Source organism: Arthrobacter sp. PsM3, from assembly GCF_030433895.1.
Taxonomy (GTDB): Bacteria; Actinomycetota; Actinomycetes; order Actinomycetales; family Micrococcaceae; genus Arthrobacter.
This window is the reverse complement of the sequence record NZ_JARUXE010000007.1, coordinates 136,463-153,189: the sequence shown is the minus strand read 5'-3', so window position 1 is coordinate 153,189 and position 16,727 is coordinate 136,463. Positions and strand designations below refer to the sequence as shown.

The following is a 16,727-nucleotide window of genomic DNA, read 5'->3' as shown; positions in this document are numbered from 1 at the left end:
ACCAAAAGACGTCGTAGACAAGACAGGGCCAGGGCGGGCCGGAGCCCTGCGACGGACAGCACTGGACCCAACAGCCGGCCGCGCCAGCGGACGCCCGAAACCTGGTTGGAGCGCAGCGGAAATCAGGGCCCTTGCTAGGGTGGAACTGTCCCGCCAGTCGCAGCTCACTCATCCCCCGAGTGGACCTCCTGGCGGGCTTTTTCATTCGAAGGCGCCAGCGCATGGGGTTACGGAGTATTTTTTTAGGGAACGCCCGAGGGCCCGCCGGCACGGGTGATTCGGCGCCCGCGGCGGGCTCCCTGGAGACGCGGGAGCCGTTGATGGCCGAACAGCTCCTGGACCTCGATGAGGCGTGAGCTGAGCTGGCGGCGGCGCAGGAGGCATCGGAGCTGATGAACTTTCGTGCCTGCACCGCACGGGTCTGCCCTGAAGCGACGACCCGGCAGCAGTCAGGGCGGTAGCGGCAACGCTGCGGGAATTCCCGGCAACGGAAGCCCAGCCGCCAAGGTAGCAGCGACAGGCTGGCCGCCGGCTGGCGGCAGGCCCCGCGCCGGTCTTAGAGTCCTGCCCCCGACCCGGGCCCCGGAAACGGCCCGATAAGAGGTAGTCGGGGCCGCCAGGGCTGTCAGTGACAGCAGGAAGTTCACGAGAGTCAGCGGTTCCAGGAGGGGCCTGATGCCTCCCGCTTTAGGAGGTCAGGGAAGTCAGGTGGTGCCCCTCCCGCGCAGCTCAGAGCTGGGGGCCGCCGCCACTGGTCTAGTCGGCCTGGTCGTTCTTGTCCGGGGTTTCCGGCACGATGCGCTGGAGGAGCGCGTCGTGCGCTTTTTGCAGGGTCTCTGCCCGGGCCTCGGCCGCGGCCAGCCTGGTAGCTGCGTCGGCGGCGGTGTTGCTGGCCTGCTGTTCGGCGGTGCGTGACTTCTCCAGCTGCGCCTTCATCGCCGCGGCCTGGGTGTCCAGTGAGGTGATCCGTGCGGTGAGTTCGGTGACGGCGGCGTCTTTCTCGGCGCTGACTTTGTCCAGGTCAGCGACGAGTTCGGAGATCTCCAGTCCCAGGTCCTTCTTCTCCTGCGTCCAGAGCGCTTCCGCGGCGGTGTGCCGCTCATTGGCCAGGGCGGACGCTTCGGCCCAGCAGGCCCCTGCCAGGCGCGCGGCCTGTTCCAGCACTGTTGCCGGCGTCGCGGCGACCTGTCCTCCCGCGGCCTGCTTCTCCTCGACCCATTCCTTCAGGTAACGGGTGGCATCGGCGTTGCTGACACCCGCCGCTGCCCGCACCGTCGAGACGGTAGGCCGGCGCTCGGCGCTGATCTGCTCCGCAGCAGCAAACACGCGGTCTTTCACACTCAACGCCACGGCGACAACCTCAAAAAGTAGTAGTAGGAGTAGTAACAAAACTACTACTCCTACTACTTTCTGGCAATACCGCCGCCCCGAACTGCCTCATCGGCCGGTCGCTGCCACCACTGGCGGGAACCGGGGGCCGGCCGCCCAGGGGTCCGTGTCCCGGGCCCCACGGTGCCGGCCGCCCCGCGAGAGGCCGTGGCAGGATGGGGTCCATTATGGACAGGCGGTTACGGCGCGCTCCGGACGCGGAATGGGTGTTGATGTACCGGCTCGGGCTGAGCCGGAAACGCATCGCTGAACTCGTGCGCGTCCATCCCGCCGTCGTCGGATACCACCTGGTCATCGCCCGCCGCCAGGACCCGGGACTTGAGACCGCACACCACGCCGCCGCGGCCGCCAGAACCAGCCCCTCCCCCAGGAGCCTTGCCCGCATGGATGAGATCATCGCCTGGATCATGGCCGAGGCCCGGCTCCCCCGGGGCCACTCGGAGAACAGGGGTGAACGGTCGATGGCCCGGTGGCTCTCTGATCGCCGGCGCGAAGCAGCCGAAGGCACCCTTGACCCGGCCTACCGTGACGGACTCGCACGGGTTCCGGAATGGACCGGGAACCACCGGGCCATAGCGGACGAAGCCAGGTGGCACGACCGCTTGGCCGAGCTCGTGGACTTCCGCGCCGAAGGCAACGACTGGCCCCGCCACCACGACTATGCCTCAGAACGCGAACACACCCTCGGGGTGTGGATCCACGCGCAAAGGTACAAACGCCGCCGCGGCGACCTCGACCCCGCGAAGGTCATGCTCCTGGATCAGGCCGCTCCCGGCTGGCAGACCGGGAGAAAACGGGGCCGCACTCCCCGCCGGCGACCGGTCCCGGGTTGTGCCCATTGTGGACAGGTGGAGCCCTCCACACAGCTCAAAGCTGTCCCCACTGGCGTCCAACCCGGCCCATCGGGGGCCGGTCCGGAACCTGGATAGTTCTTTTGTCGGGGTGCACCAGTACACTTAAATGAATCGAACATATATTCGAATAAAGGTGTGTTGTGGGCGTTGTTGTAGGTCCCCGTGTGATAGATGCGGGCGCATCGTTGTTGTCGGTGCTGATCTCCCCGGTCGCCGTGGCGGCCGGGTATCCCTCACCCGCGCAGGACTACTTTGATGGCCGGATCGACCTGAACGAGCACCTGATCAAGGACGTCACGAGCACCTATGTCGTGCGGGTCTCCGGGGACTCGATGGAGGGCGCGGGGATCAGCGACGGTGATGAACTGATCGTCAACCGAGCCCTGGAACCGGTGGACGGGTCCGTGGTCGTGGCGGTGCTGGACGGGGAGCTGACCATCAAGCGGCTGCGGATCACCGGAACCGGCATCGTGCTGCAGGCAGAGAACCCGGCCTACCCGGATATCCGGGTGCCGTCCCTGTCCGATCTTGTCGTGTGGGGCGTCGTCACCCGATGCCTTCATTACGTTTAAGGCCGGTCGTGTCTAAGCCGGCTGTGATGCGGCATATGCCGCAGATCGCGCATGTGGATGTGAACTGCTTCTATGCCTCGGCCGAGCGGGCGTTCGACCCGTCCCTGGAGGGCCGGCCCGTCATCGTGCTCTCCAACAACGACGGCTGCGCCGTCACCCGCTCCCCCGAAGCCAAAGCCCTCGGCATCGCCATGGGTGAACCGTGGTTCAAACTCGCCCCGCGCGCCAAACAATGGGGACTCGTTGCCCTCTCGAGCAACTACGAGCTCTACGGGGACATCAGCGCCCGGGTCATGGAACTGCTTGGCCGGTACTCGGCCTGGCTGGAGGTCTACAGCATCGACGAGGCGTTCCTCGGCGTCAAAGGCACCCCGGAAGAACTCCTGGCCCTGGGCCGGGACATGAAGACCGCCGTGCGGCGGAACGTCGGGGTTCCGGTTTGTGTGGGGATCGCGCCCACGAAGACCCTGGCGAAGCTGGCGAATAAATGGGCCAAGAACAACCCCGGCTTCGACGGGGTCTGCCACTGGGACTCCGTGCCCGCCGCCGACAGGGAAACGCTGATGCGCCGCCTTTCGGTCATTGAGATCTGGGGTGTCGCCACGCGGCTGACCAAACGCCTCAACGCCTTAGGTGTTCATTCGATCCTTGATCTGTCCCGGGCCGATCCGGTGATGATCCGGGACCGGTTCTCCGTGGTCGTGATGCGCACCGTCCTGGAACTGCAGGGCACCCCCTGCATACCGATGGAGGAAGAACGGATCGGCCGGGACCAGCTGATCTTCTCCCGCTCCTTCGCCACCCCCATCACCACTGCTGCCGGGATCCGGCAGGTCATGAGCGTCTACGGCCAGCAGGCCGCGGCGCGGCTGGCCAAACACGGGCTCCAGGCCAAGGTCCTCACCGCGTTCGCCGGCACCTCACACTTCAACCCGAAAGACACCTCCTACCCCTCCGTCTGTATCCCGCTGCCGATGCCCACCGCCGACCCGGTGATCCTGACCAAGGCCGCCCACGCGCTCCTCCCCCGCATCTGCGAGGACATCCGGTACGCCAGGGCCGGGATCATGGTCACCGACCTGCGGCCCACCGGCAACCAGGCACCCCTGGCCCTGTTCGAGAACCCGCACGAGGAACGCCACGTCGGCACCCTCCTGGAAGACATCACCCGCCGGTACGGGCGCGGATCCATCGGACTGGGCCACGGCGGCATCCGCGGCGGGCCGGACTGGACCATGAAACGGGACATGCTCTCCCCCCGCTACACCACCCACTGGGACGAACTCCCCCTCGTCAAAGCCGCCTAAAACCAACTTCGCCCGCACGACAGCACCACGAAAGTACGCACTCCCATGACCAGCACCATCGAAGCCCCCACCCAGACCAACGACGTTCAGGTCCGGACCGACCCGGCAGGCAAACCCCTCGCCATCCGCCACGACGGCCGGATATGGCTCGTCGATCCCGACACAGAATCCCAGCACTGGTTCGGACGCGACGCCTGGTGGGACACCCGCCGCACCGCAGCCGTCGGCAGCGGCGACCTCGTCAGCATCGAATTCTGGCGGGTCCAGGTCCGCCCCGACGCTCGTTCGGCCCTTCGGACCTTTACGCTGCGCCGGGAACCTCTCTCCACCCAGTGGCTCCTGGAAAACATCAGCGACGCCGACGAATCCACCGGCAATTGAACCGCCAATCCATCAGCGATGAGACGTGGGAAAGGATCCGAACCGAGTTCGCGCTGCCGACCCTGCAGCAGGTGCGCCGCCGGCTCTCCGAACTCACGGACGACCCCGAACCGGTCATGCGGCAGCTCGTCCGCGTCATTAACGACGGGACCTTCTGCCCGGGCTTCCAGTTCCTCCCCGGCGGGCAGCTCCAACCCACCGTCACGGCACTCTTCCGTCGGGCCATGGAGCTGGACATCCCGCACAACTACTTCACCCTCTGGATGATCACCCCGTCCCGATCCCTGGCCGGCACCCGCCCCGTCGATCATTTGAAGAAGGACCCCGCTCCCCTGCTCCGGGCGCTCGAATCCTACCGCTGGCGCTAAAGCCGGCTCTTGACGGGATCACTGGGGTGCGTAGCGTGGGCCCATGGGACTCATCTACGACAACCCAGACCTCGCCGCCCTCACGCTGACGCGGCTCGCCGCCGAAGAATCCGAAGGCCCCGGCACCCTGGAAGGGCGCATGCGCGCCTACCTGGACGACCTCGAAAACCGCAACGGCACCGCGTACCTCGAACTGGTAGCCATCACCCTCGCCCGGGTCCACTTCAAATCCCTGGACGACCTGGCCCGGGCCACCGGGGCAGACGCCGCGGCACTTCTCGACACCGCGGAAGTCGAGGCGTTAGAGGGCTCCTAGGCGCCACCCGGCATGCGGTGTTCAGGTGGAACTTACCGGCACGATCCAGGCATCCGTCGGCCGTCACACACCGTGCCACCGGATTGAATTTGGGCGGGTATCTTCAGCCGTGGAGACCAGGGATTGAGGGCACGCAGAGACAGCGAAGGCCGGCACCTTTTCGAGTGCCAGCCTTCACTGTTTAAGGAGCTGTTGATCAGTCTTTCGCGGCTACGGCGACGTCCCGGGTCTGTGCTGAAGCAAGTCATTCAGCGGCTCCTGCAAAAGGCGCGTCAGTTGACTTCCCACTCGGTCGTCTTAGGCTGTTCCAGCTCGACGAATCTGGCGGCCATTGTCGCGTTGCCTCGTGTGAGCTTCCTAATTGTGAGGTCTTCGGCCTTGGCGTTTGCAAGCCGCAGGTTGTTGGCCGACTTGTGCAGGGCCTCTTTCGTCTTCTCCAAGTCTTTGATCGCTTCGTCGATGCGCTTGATTGCCTCCACGAAACCGTCGGAGGCGAGCCGCCAGTTGCGGCCGAACGCGTCCTTGAAATCATCGATCTGCTGCTCGAAGTTCGTGATGTCGAGGTTCTGCGCCTTGACCAGCGCGAGCTCGGTTTTGTACTTGAGCGAGTTCATCGCGGCGTTCCGCAGCAGCGCGATCAACTGGATGAAGAACTGTGGCCGGATGACGTACATTTTCGGATAGCGGTGAGAGACGTCAACGATCCCGGTGTTGTACAGCTCGCTGTCGGGCTCGAGCAGAGATACCAGCACGGCGTACTCGCACCCCTTCTCGGTGCGGTCTTTGTCCAGCTCCTTCAGGAAGTCTTCGTTCTTGTGCTTTGTCGCGGTGCCGTCGTTCTCGTTCTTCATCTCGAACATGACCGAGACAATCTCAGTACCAGCACTATCGGAGTCGCGGAATATATAGTCGCCCTTGCTACCGGCCCGGGCATCGTTGTCCTTCTCGAAATAGGAGAGCGGGAAGGCTGTGGCCCGGATGCGGTTGAACTCGATCTCGCAGTGCTGTTCAAGAGTTTCACCGACCATCTTGGTCGACAGCTTCGCCTTCAGGTCCCGCAGTCGCTCAATCTGTTCTTCACGGTCCTTGATCTGGGTTTCGTACTTGTCCTTCAGGGACGCCTCCCCGAGCTGCTTCGCAAGCTCGGCTCGTTCGAGACCACTCTTGAATTCGTCCCGCTCCTTTTCGACAGTGCCGACTGCCTCGGTGATCGCAAGTTTCTGCACGATCTCAATAGCCTCGAGCTTCGCCGTGAGGTCTTGGATCGCGGTGTCCTTCGTCGAGGCGGCCTTCTGAAGTTCGTTGACGAGCTTTGCTTCGGCCAGCTCCGCCGATGACTGTTTCTCCTGCTTCGTCTGTTCGAGCTCGTTCACGAGCGCGTCGCGCTCCTTTTCGACGGCGCTAAGGGCCTCTGCTACAGCGAGCTTCTGTGTGACCTCTCGGGCATCGAGCTTCGCCTTCAGCTCCTGGATCGCGGCATCCTTAGCCGCTGCAGTCTTCTGAAGTTCATTGGCGGCCTTCGTCTCCGCGAGTTCGAGGGCCGTGGCCTTGTCTTGCTCGGCCAGCTCGAGTCGCTCGTGGAGCTGCTGTTCGAACTCGGCATCGCGAACCTGCTTGACGATGTCGGCGTAGCCGGCCTCATCGATGGTGAATGTTTGTCCGCAGTGCGGGCACTTGATTTCATGCATAGCTGGAACCCCAATCAGGCTATGTCGGCCTCGAACGGCCGCACTTGTGTGCCCCTCCGGTCTTTCAGAGGGGAGAAGAATTGTCGAGATACGCCGGTCTCCGGCCTGGCGGCATACGTGTCAAGCGACCTTTAGCAGTCCCATCTGGCTTACCCCGGGATCTGGATCCGTGCGGATTCCTGCATGAGCGTATTGGAGATCATCACCGTTGAAGCACCGGGAGTGATGTCGAAGGCGATGAAGCCCCGTGCTTTGTCACCGGGCAGGACGTCTCCGGAGGGGAGCTGGTTGTCCGCGAAGAGATCGAGGTCGGCCTTGCGCCCGTTGGTGTCCTTGGCGGAAAAGTAGAACGGATTGGAGCTGGTTTTGCCGGACTCGGTTTCCCAGAGTACGTCCAGGAGCAGATAGCTTCCGTTCTTCGCCGGAGTGGCGAACGCGGTGGTGCTGACGCTGGCCGTCCGGACGGCGGAAAGGATCGTGATCCTGGCGATGTTGCCGTTGCTCATCTTGACGCTGAACGGAACACCGACGACGGGTGCGGCAGCCGGAGGTGCGGTGACCGGCGCGGGAGCGGCCGGAGCCGGGGCTGCAGATGAGGCCGCTGACGACGCGGCGGCGGACGGCGCAGCGGGGCTCACGTCACTGGCCTGCTTGGTGCCGCCGGAACAGGAGCCCAGGGCGATGCCCAGCACCAGGATCCCTGCCGGGATCAGGAATCGCTTCTTCTTGAAGAACGGGCGCGGCTGGGGCGCTGCAATCGCGCCTGCAAAGGGCTGTTCGGAGTTCTCGTGGGACATGTTGTGCCTTTCTATCCTGAATGAATGATGGGAATGCGGGAAGTTACTGCTTTTCCCATTTGCCGCAGCGGCTGGACTTGAAGTCCTGCCCGCTGTTCAGTGCAACCGAGGGCCGGCCACCGCCTGGGAGATCGTTGTCGATGATGTTGCTGCCGTTGCTACCAGTTGCGTAGATGCCCCAGTAGCAGGACGAACCGACGTCGGCTGCCGCCCGGTAAGTTCCGGCCTCGATGTCCTTACCGACCGTCCAGGTGCCGTCACCGATAGTGTTGGCCGCTTTGGCCTTCTCGGCGCCAGTGACAGCGTCTTCGCGGACTTTGACTGCAGCCTCGGCAGTCTTTACGGCTGCGTCGGCCTTCCCGACCTCTGTTTCGCGGGCCGTGACCTTTGCTTCGCGGTCCGTAATGCCGTTCTGAAGCGTGTCGTATTTGGACTTCATCGAGGCGTAGCTGGATTCGGCCGAGTCGCGCCCGGACTCGACGGATGCCTTCTCCGCCGCCAGCGACGCGTAGGCGTCGCTGGACTTCGGGTCCGGCAGCGTGGTGCCGATGGCAGTGGCACCCGCCAGCAGGGCCACGACAGCGACGGCAGCGAAGATCCGCCGCTTCCGTGCCGGTTTTGCCTGGCCGGAAGGAGACTTCCCTTCGTGCAGCACGTCTTTGATGTGGGTTTCCGCCGGCTCGTTCGTCTCGATGTTCAGCATGTTCTCTTCCTCTGATCCCGGGTAGCTGCCGAACGGCGGCAGGATACCGATCCCCCAATGCGTGGTTCCCCGCCGCCGTCGCAGCTCCAGAGGATTCCCTCGCAGCTGCAGAACCGAAACTACGGCGACCAGGCAAAGGCATCACGAAAGATCACTGATAACCCCGGTTATCAGCACTTCCAAAGAGAAGGATGAACCCATCCGGTTAAGCTGGGGGTCGACGTCGTAAGGAGGCGGAAATGAATGAAGCTGAAGACCTGCACATGACCCTGTCGGACGTGGCTGCCCTGGCGCAGGTCCAGCGGCCGGTCGTTTCCATGTGGCGCAAACGCAGCGCAGGGTCAGCTCATCCGTTTCCCGAGCCCGCCGCCCAGGAAGGCGGCCGCGACCTGTTCGACGCCGATCAGGTCGCCGTCTGGCTGACGGCCACGGGACGGGGTAACAACCCGGAAGCCGTGGGCGACGTCGCCGCTTTCGCCCGGGTGCCCGGCGCAGCAGCCGGTAGCGCCCAGGGAACCACGTTGGACGCCCTGACCTCCCTCCTGACGCTTAAGGCAATGACCGGCCACGCGCTGGGGACATTGAGCACAGCTGAATTGCTGGATCTGGCGGACGAATGCGACCCCGACGACAAGTTTCTCTATTCGGAGCTGGAGGCCAAGGGCGCGTCGCTCTCCTCCTCGGCAGCGTTCGCGGACCGGCTGGTGGACAGTGCGTACAACGCGTCTGCTGCTTTCGAGCAACTCTTGACGGCGAGGTTCCGGACGGGGCAACGGGAGCCCTCGGATACCGCCCTCGCCGACTCTGCCGTGGAGCTGGTTGCCGCTGCTGCCGTCGAACTGGCTGCAAGCCTGGGCGGGAACGCTGTCTTTGTCGACTCCACGCGTGGCGGCAGCGACCTCCTGATGGGCGTCGCCCGGGCTGCCGGCGAGAGCTCCCCCGTCACCTTTCTTACAGCGGACGACGACGGTGGCGCCGGTCGCCTGGTGCGTCGCCGCCTGCGGGTGCACGGCGTGGAGGCCGGACAGACCCGTGTCGATCCCGGCGGCGAGTTCGCCGTCCACGGACCTGTAGTACACGTGGCGCAGTACCCGTCCCCCGGTGAATCCGGCATGGACGCGGCGCAAATTCTCACGGCGGTGGAACAGCTTCTCCTCCAGATGGACGATCAGCAGCGGGCTGTCATCATCGCCCCGGCACGGGTTCTCTGCGATCTGCCGCTGGACGGCGGCCCGGCAGGGCTCCGTGCGGGGCTGCTGCGGATCGGCCGGGTGCGCGCCATCGTGCGGCTGCCCCAGGGGCTGCTGCGTTCCAAGCCACGCGAGGCCCAGGCGCTGTGGGTGCTGGGACCGTCGTTCGCGGAGGTGCCCATTGCCGAACGCTGGACCATGGTGGCGGACCTCAGCACCCAAGACCTCACAGAAGACGTGAAGCAGGACCTGGTCAGCGACATCGTTGCCTCCATGGGAAACGGCGCCACGGTGCGCGCCCACTCCTTCCGCTTCGCCCGGCTGGTGCAGACCCGCCTGTTGCTGGCCAGCAGGAAGTCTTTGGTGACAGCGCCATCCCACCGTTCGGCTCGGATGCCCGGTGGTGCCGAGTCAGCACTCCGGGTGGAGGAGCTCGTGCGCCTGCTGCAGTCCAGCAAATCGCAACATACCGCGGCCGTGGACGTCCTGCCGGCAGAGTCGAACGCGAAGGCCCTTTCCGCCGCTGTTCAGGAACTCATCGCCGGCGGCACCCTGAAGTACATCAAGGGGAACCGGCTGGAGGATGCGGACCTGTCTCCGCGGGAGGGGACCCGGGTCGTGGGTCCGGCGGAGCTGCTGGACCCGCACGGCGCACCGCCCCGGCACATCGGCTTGCTGGACCTTGCAGCAAATTATCCCGCAAGCCGTCTCACCCAGCCCGGCGACGTCATCTTCTGTACGAGTCCCCAGCCTGCGGCAATGGTGGACACGCACGGCGGCTCCGCCGTCGTCTACCCCGCCCGCGTATTGCGGATCGACGCCGGTGACCCCGGCGGGCTTTTACCCGACGTTGTTGCCTCCGACATCAACAGCCTTTCCGCAGCGGACAAATCCTGGCGCCAGTGGCGCCTGCGCCGCACACCGGATGCCCAGCGGAACAAGCTGGGCGAAACTCTCGCCCGGCTGCAACACGAGCAGCAACAAGCCCGCGAACGCCTCGGGCGGCTCGATGAACTCGCTACCCTGATTACGGACGGCGTAGCGGGCGGAAGCCTCACCCTGACAGACCCCAGCAGTAAGCTCGCCGAACCACAGACCGAAGGAACCCAGTAATGCCCCCGAAATTGAAGGTGGACCTCGCCCCGTCCACCATGAAGGAACTCAAGGACACGCTCTGGAAAGCCGCGGACAAGCTGCGCGGCTCCATGGATGCCTCCCAGTACAAGGACGTGATCCTCGGCCTGGTGTTCCTTAAGTACGTCTCGGACGCCTTCGAGGAACGCCGCGGCCAGATCCAAGCCGAGCTGGAAGCGGACGGGCTCAATGAAGAGCAGATCGCCCAGCTGATCGACGACGTCGACGAGTACACCGGCCGCGGCGTTTTCTGGGTCTCCGAACGGTCCCGCTGGACCTACCTGGCCGAGAACGCCAAGGGCCTCCCGCCGATGGACGGCGCAGAGCTAAAATCGATCGGGCAGCTCATCGACGAAGCCATGGACCTCATCATGGCGGACAACAAGTCCCTGGCCGCCACGCTCCCCCGCATCTACAACCGGGACAACGTGGACCAGCGCCGCCTCGGGGAACTGTTGGACCTGTTCAACTCGGCACGTTTCACCGGCCAGGGCGCCAGCAAGGCCCGCGATCTGCTCGGCGAGGTCTACGAGTACTTCCTGGAGAAGTTCGCCAAGGCCGAGGGTAAGCGTGGCGGCGAGTTCTACACCCCGGCCGGCGTGGTCCGCGTCCTCGTGGAAGTCCTGGAACCGCACCGCGGCCGCGTCTACGATCCCTGCTGCGGCTCGGGGGGCATGTTTGTCCAGGCCGAGAAGTTCCTGGCGGCCCACAACATGGAGGGCTCGGACATCTCCGTCTACGGTCAGGAGCTCAATGAGCGCACCTGGCGGATGGCCAAGATGAACCTCGCCATCCACGGCCTCAACGCCAACCTCGCCTCCCGCTGGGGCGACACCTTCGCCCGGGACCAGCACCCCGAGCTGAGCGGCAGCAACGGCGCGGACTTCATCATGGCCAACCCGCCTTTCAACATCAAGGACTGGGCCCGCTCCGAGTCCGACCCCCGCTGGAAATACGGCGTGCCCCCGGCCGGCAATGCCAACTACGCCTGGATCCAGCACATCATCTCCAAGCTGGCACCCGGCGGTAGTGCCGGCGTAGTCATGGCCAACGGCTCTATGTCGTCGAACTCCGGCGGCGAGGGCGAGATCCGCGCCCAGCTTGTTGAGGCAGACCTGGTCTCCTGCATGGTGGCCCTGCCGACCCAGCTCTTCCGCAGCACCGGTATCCCCGTCTGCACCTGGTTCTTCGCGAAGGACAAGACCGCCGGCAAGAACAGCGCAGTGGACCGGACCGGACAGGTGCTTTTCATCGACGCCCGCAACCTCGGCTACATGGTGGACCGCGCCGAGCGCGCGCTGTCCGATGAGGACATCGCCAAGATCGCCAACACCTACCACGCCTGGCGCGGGACCACTTCCGCTGTTGAGGCGGGGCTCATCTACGACGACGAAGCCGGCTTCTGCTATTCCGCCAGCCTCGCGGAGGTCAAGGCTTCCGATTATGCACTGACGCCGGGCCGGTATGTCGGCGCCGCTGACGTGGAAGACGACGACGAGCCCATCGAGGAGAAGATCGCGCGGCTGCGTGAGGAGCTTTACAAGCAGTTCGACGAGTCCGAGCGGTTGGCAGCCGTGGTGCGCAAGCAGCTCGGGAGGGTTTCGTGAACGAGTGGCCAAAACGCACCCTGGGCGATCTTGTCGAGCTACAGCGTGGACATGATCTACCCGCTCAAGACCGAAAGCCGGGATCTGTTCCGATAATTGGTTCGTTTGGGGTTACGGGAACGCATGACAAAGCGAAGTACTTTGGTCCCGGAGTTGCGATCGGCCGGAGTGGGGCTTCAATTGGTAAGGCAACGTTTGTTGATGAACCATACTGGCCGCTCAATACGTGCCTTTTCGTCAAGAGCTTCAATGGCAATGAACCTCGTTGGATTTACCGATTATTAGACGGAATCGACTTCGCCGCCTTCAACTCCGGAAGTGCGCAGCCTTCGCTGAACCGCAACTTTCTGAGAAATATTCCAGTATCGGTGCCCCCGCCGCATGAGCAGCGAGCGATTGCGGAAGTACTGGGGGCGCTCGACGACAAGATCGCCTCCAACGCCAAACTCGCAGCAACAGCAGAAGAACTTATTTCAGTTCATTTCCAACGAGCAATCGAATCCGAGGGGACAACTCCGAGATCGCTCTTTGAGGCCATCGACATCGATTTCGGCGAGCCCTTCAAAGGGAGCGAATTCTCAGATCCCGGCACCGGCCGACCATTGATTCGCATCCGGGACTTAAAGACATTCACCAGCCAGGTTTGGACAACGGAAAATCGATCTCGGGAAATCCTGATTCAGCCCGGAGATGTCGTCGTCGGGATGGATGCCGAATTCAGGCCCACGTCGTGGCTTGGCGAGCCTGGGCTCCTAAACCAGCGGGTATGTCGCGCGCGCGGAAAGTCCGTAGGTCCAGCCTTTGTGCGTGAGACCCTTAGGGCCCCCCTCCGGCGAATCGAAAACTCCAAATCGGCCACAACCGTCATTCACCTCAACAAGAAGGATTTGGAAGAGGCCGAGGTCTTGATGCCAGCCTCCGAAAGGCTGACGCTATTCGAGACAGCCGTTGAGGCGCTGTATTCGCTACGAGTGAGCATCGCAGTGGAAAACCGCTCGCTCGCGGCTACCCGCGGGGCTCTCCTCCCCCAGCTGATGTCCGGCCAATTGCGTGTCAAGGAGGCCCAGAAGGTGCTGGAGGTTGCCGGAGTATGAGGACGAATTGATCTGAGTCAGTGTCTTCAACCTCGAAGCAACAATTTAAGTGCACTTCAGAATGACATTTTGCCAACCAGGGGGAACCGTGAAAGCAGCACCCGCAGTAGCCTTTTCCGAGGCCGATTGGGAGGGCATGGCCCTGGAACTCTTAGCCGAGCCGCTTGGCTGGCGGCCCGCTTCGGGCCAGCAGATCGCGCCCGGCACTGATGAGCGGGAATCCTGGGATGAACTGCTGATCCGGTCCCGGCTGCTCGCGGCCTTGCAGCGGTTCAACCCAACGGTTCCGGCCCAGTACCTGCAGCAGGCCCTCGCCGAAATCGCCTCGCCCAAGTCCAACGATGCCATTACCGAAAACCATCGCATCCACAGCTACCTCGTGGACGGCTACCGGCTCAGCTACATCGATTCGGACGGCAACGAGGCCAACCCCACGATCCATCTGCTCAGCTCGGACCCGGATCAGAACGACTGGCTCGCCGTCAACCAGGTCACCCTGCTGCAGGGCGACTACAAACGCCGCTTCGACGTCGTGCTCTACTGCAACGGCATGCCGGTGAGCATCATCGAACTGAAGAAGGCCGGCAGCGCCACGGCCGACGTCGCCTCCGCGCACGCCCAGCTGCAGACCTACCTGCGCGAGTTCCCCCTGGCGTTCCGCTTCTGCGTGTTCACGCTCGCCTCGGACGGTATCCAGGCCAAGTACGGGACCCCGTTCACTCCCCTCAACCACTTCTCACCGTGGAACGTCGACGACGACGGCGTGCCCGTCGCGCCCGGGTACATGGAGGACGGCGAAGCCGTGACGGCGCTGGAGACCTCACTCCAGGGTCTCTACAACCAGGAGCGGTTCCTGCAGCTAATCCGCAACTTCACCGCCTTTGATGAAGGATCGGATGGGCTGAGCAAGCGCATCGCGAAGCCGCACCAGTACTTTGCCGTGACCAAAGCCGTGGGCAGCACCGTCCAGGCTGTGGAAAGCAACGGCAAGGCCGGGGTCGTCTGGCACACTCAGGGTTCGGGCAAGTCCATGGAAATGGAGCTCTACGCCAATCTGGTGGCCCGGCACCCCAAGCTCAGGAACCCGACCGTTGTGGTCATCACGGACCGCAACGAGCTCGATGGCCAGCTGTTCGAGGGCTTCGACCGCAGCCTGTTGCTGGCAGAGTCCCCCAAGCAGATCAAGAAACGCTCCGAGCTCCGGGCCGAGCTGAGCAACCGCACCACCGGCGGCATCTACTTCACCACCCTGCAGAAGTTCGGCCGCAGCAAGTCCGAGAAGGACGCCGGCGCCGACCATCCCCTGCTGTCCGAACGCCGCAACATCATTGTGGTGGTGGACGAGGCGCACCGTTCCCACTACGACGACCTGGACGGCTACGCGCGACACCTCCGCGACGCCCTGCCGCACGCGACGCTGATCGCATTCACCGGCACGCCGATCTCCTTCGATGACCGCAACACCCAGGACGTGTTTGGTGAGTATATTGACGTCTACGATCTCTCCCGGGCGGTGGAGGACGGCGCCACGGTGCCGGTGTACTTCGAGCCTCGGCTGATCAAGGTGGGGCTGGCCTCGGACGTGACCGAAGAGATCCTCGACCAGGCGGCTGATGAGGCAACTCTGGGGCTGGATGAAACCGAACGGGCTCGCATCGAGGCGAGCGTCGCCGTCGTGAACGCCGTGTACGGTGCGCCGCAGCGGATCGCTGCGCTGGCCGCCGATCTGGTGGCGCATTGGGAGAACCGCAGCGCCCGGATGGGTAAGTTCATCGAGGCGCCGGGCAAGGCGATGATCGTGGGCGGGACGCGGGAAATCTGCGCGAAACTGTACACGGCGATTGTTGAGCTGCGGCCCGAGTGGCACTCCGATGACTTGGCCAAGGGCAAGATCAAGGTGGTCTACTCCGGGACCGCGTCCGATGTGCCGCCGGTTTCCGACCACGTGCGCCGCGAGTCGGCGAACGCCACGGTGAAGGAGCGGCTCAAGGACGTGGACGACGAGCTGGAACTGGTGATCGTCAAGGACATGATGCTCACCGGCTACGACTCCCCGCCGCTGCACACGCTGTACCTGGACCGGCCGCTGAAGGGCGCCCTGCTGATGCAGACCCTGGCGCGGGTGAACAGGACCTTCCGCGGCAAGAAGGATGGGCTGCTGGTGGCGTATGCCCCGCTGGCGGAGAACCTGGCCAAGGCCTTGGGCGAATACACGCAGTCCGACCGGGCGAACAAGCCGGTGGGCAAGAACATCGACGAGGCCGTCGCTGCCGCGCGTGACCTGGTGGATTCCCTGCGCGGCCTGCTCGCCGGCTACGACTGGAGGGCAGTGCTGATGAAGGGCGGCCCGAAGGCGTTTGTGTCTGCGGCTACGGGCGCGGCCAACTACCTGCGCAGCCCGGAGACGCAGGGGAACCAGCCCGTCACGGGGGAGGAGACGCTGGCCTCGAAGTACCGGCGCTTCTCCAGCCAGCTCTCCCGGGCGTGGGCACTGTGCTCGGGGTCCGAGACCCTGGCCGAGCTGCGGCCGGAGATCCAGGTCTACGAAGAGACCCGGGTGTACATGGCCAAGTTCGACGCCGCCGACCGGCAGGCCAGCGGCGAGCCGGTGCCGGAAGAGATCCAGCGGCTGCTGGGCAATCTGATAGCGACCGCAACGTCTTCGGGCGAGGTCCTGGACATCTACGAGGCCGCCGGCATGCCGAAGCCGTCGCTGGATGACCTGACTCCGGAGTTTATCGCCAAGACTCAGCAGGCGCGGAACCCCCAATTGGCCATCGAGGCGCTGCGGAAGCTCATCGCCGATGAGTCAGCGAAGACCACCCGGAATAACGTGATCCGCCAGCGTGCCTTCTCCGAGCGGATCACCGAGCTGATGAAGAAGTACACCAATCAGCAGCTGACTTCGGCGGAGGTAATCGCGGAACTAGTGGAGCTGGCCCGCGAAGTGGCCGCCGAGGGGCAGCGCGGTGCCCAATTCACTCCCCCACTGAACTCGGATGAGCTGGCGTTTTACGACGCGGTGGCCCAGAACGAATCCGCGGTGGAGGTCCAGGGCGAGGGGAAGCTGGCCGAGATTGCTCGGCAGCTCGTTGGCGTCATGCAACGCGATGTGCGCACCGACTGGACAGTTCGGGACGACGTCCGGGCAAAACTTCGCGCATCCATCAAACGGCTTCTGGTGATCAACGGGTATCCACCGGACAAGCAGCCCGAGGCCATCAAGCTGGTCATGGAACAAATGGAATCGATGGCGCCGCGGTTTGCAGAGGCCCGACTTTAGCCAACCGACGACTCGTGGGTGGTTCTGGTTCAAGCCGTCACACC

14 protein-coding genes are annotated in these 16,727 nt (G+C 64.3%); 10 read left to right on the top strand and 4 right to left on the bottom strand.

The annotated features are described in order from the left end of the window. Positions 1-756 precede the first annotated feature (756 nt). The gene (locus tag QCD75_RS05490; protein ID WP_301226482.1) at positions 757-1,350 is read right to left on the bottom strand and encodes a DNA-binding protein; all 594 of its coding nucleotides are present in this window, start codon (positions 1,348-1,350) and stop codon (positions 757-759) included. A 206-nt stretch (positions 1,351-1,556) separates the two neighbouring features. Here QCD75_RS05490 and QCD75_RS05485 point away from each other — a divergent pair, with 206 nt between their 5' ends. The 6 genes from QCD75_RS05485 to QCD75_RS05460 all read left to right on the top strand — a co-directional run bounded on the left by QCD75_RS05485 (position 1,557) and on the right by QCD75_RS05460 (position 5,187). After that, the gene (locus QCD75_RS05485; protein ID WP_301226480.1) at positions 1,557-2,318 is read left to right on the top strand and encodes a helicase associated domain-containing protein; all 762 of its coding nucleotides are present in this window, start codon (positions 1,557-1,559) and stop codon (positions 2,316-2,318) included. Between the two features lie 65 nt (positions 2,319-2,383). After that, positions 2,384-2,815 carry a LexA family protein gene (locus tag QCD75_RS05480; RefSeq protein WP_301226478.1) on the top strand — a complete coding sequence of 144 codons (432 nt, stop codon included), beginning with the start codon at positions 2,384-2,386 and terminating at the stop codon, positions 2,813-2,815. Positions 2,816-2,841: 26 nt separating this feature from the next. Beyond that, a complete protein-coding gene (locus tag QCD75_RS05475; protein ID WP_301226498.1) occupies positions 2,842-4,122 on the top strand; it encodes a Y-family DNA polymerase in 1,281 nt (426 codons plus the stop codon). 45 nt (positions 4,123-4,167) lie between these two features. Beyond that, positions 4,168-4,503, top strand: a complete 336-nt coding sequence (locus tag QCD75_RS05470; RefSeq protein WP_301226476.1) for a hypothetical protein — start codon at positions 4,168-4,170, stop codon at positions 4,501-4,503. After that, the gene (locus QCD75_RS05465; protein WP_301226474.1) at positions 4,500-4,871 is read left to right on the top strand and encodes a hypothetical protein; all 372 of its coding nucleotides are present in this window, start codon (positions 4,500-4,502) and stop codon (positions 4,869-4,871) included. Before QCD75_RS05470 ends, QCD75_RS05465 begins: the two co-directional genes overlap by 4 nt. A gap of 43 nt (positions 4,872-4,914) precedes the next feature. Then, the gene (locus QCD75_RS05460; RefSeq protein ID WP_301226472.1) at positions 4,915-5,187 is read left to right on the top strand and encodes a hypothetical protein; all 273 of its coding nucleotides are present in this window, start codon (positions 4,915-4,917) and stop codon (positions 5,185-5,187) included. Between the two features lie 272 nt (positions 5,188-5,459). Here the strand turns inward: QCD75_RS05460 and QCD75_RS05455 are convergent, their stop codons facing one another. The 3 genes from QCD75_RS05455 to QCD75_RS05445 all read right to left on the bottom strand — a co-directional run bounded on the left by QCD75_RS05455 (position 5,460) and on the right by QCD75_RS05445 (position 8,375). After that, a complete protein-coding gene (locus QCD75_RS05455) occupies positions 5,460-6,875 on the bottom strand; it encodes a DUF2130 domain-containing protein (protein WP_301226470.1) in 1,416 nt (471 codons plus the stop codon). A 149-nt stretch (positions 6,876-7,024) separates the two neighbouring features. Beyond that, the gene (locus tag QCD75_RS05450) at positions 7,025-7,672 is read right to left on the bottom strand and encodes a DUF4352 domain-containing protein (protein ID WP_301226468.1); all 648 of its coding nucleotides are present in this window, start codon (positions 7,670-7,672) and stop codon (positions 7,025-7,027) included. 43 nt (positions 7,673-7,715) lie between these two features. Further along, a complete protein-coding gene (locus QCD75_RS05445; protein WP_301226466.1) occupies positions 7,716-8,375 on the bottom strand; it encodes a hypothetical protein in 660 nt (219 codons plus the stop codon). A gap of 239 nt (positions 8,376-8,614) precedes the next feature. On the opposite strand from QCD75_RS05445, the gene QCD75_RS05440 reads away from it, so the two are divergent. The 4 genes from QCD75_RS05440 (at position 8,615) to QCD75_RS05425 (ending at position 16,683) form a co-directional block, all read left to right on the top strand. Further along, positions 8,615-10,678 (top strand): hypothetical protein, encoded by a 2,064-nt coding sequence (locus QCD75_RS05440; RefSeq protein WP_301226464.1) that lies wholly within the window; start codon positions 8,615-8,617, stop codon positions 10,676-10,678. After that, positions 10,678-12,306 (top strand): type I restriction-modification system subunit M, encoded by a 1,629-nt coding sequence (locus tag QCD75_RS05435; RefSeq protein WP_301226462.1) that lies wholly within the window; start codon positions 10,678-10,680, stop codon positions 12,304-12,306. The genes QCD75_RS05440 and QCD75_RS05435 overlap by 1 nt, the downstream gene beginning before the upstream one ends. Continuing rightward, the gene (locus QCD75_RS05430) at positions 12,303-13,400 is read left to right on the top strand and encodes a restriction endonuclease subunit S (protein WP_301226460.1); all 1,098 of its coding nucleotides are present in this window, start codon (positions 12,303-12,305) and stop codon (positions 13,398-13,400) included. Before QCD75_RS05435 ends, QCD75_RS05430 begins: the two co-directional genes overlap by 4 nt. Positions 13,401-13,461: 61 nt before the next feature. Then, the gene (locus tag QCD75_RS05425) at positions 13,462-16,683 is read left to right on the top strand and encodes a type I restriction endonuclease subunit R (protein ID WP_301226458.1); all 3,222 of its coding nucleotides are present in this window, start codon (positions 13,462-13,464) and stop codon (positions 16,681-16,683) included. Positions 16,684-16,727: the final 44 nt, after the last annotated feature.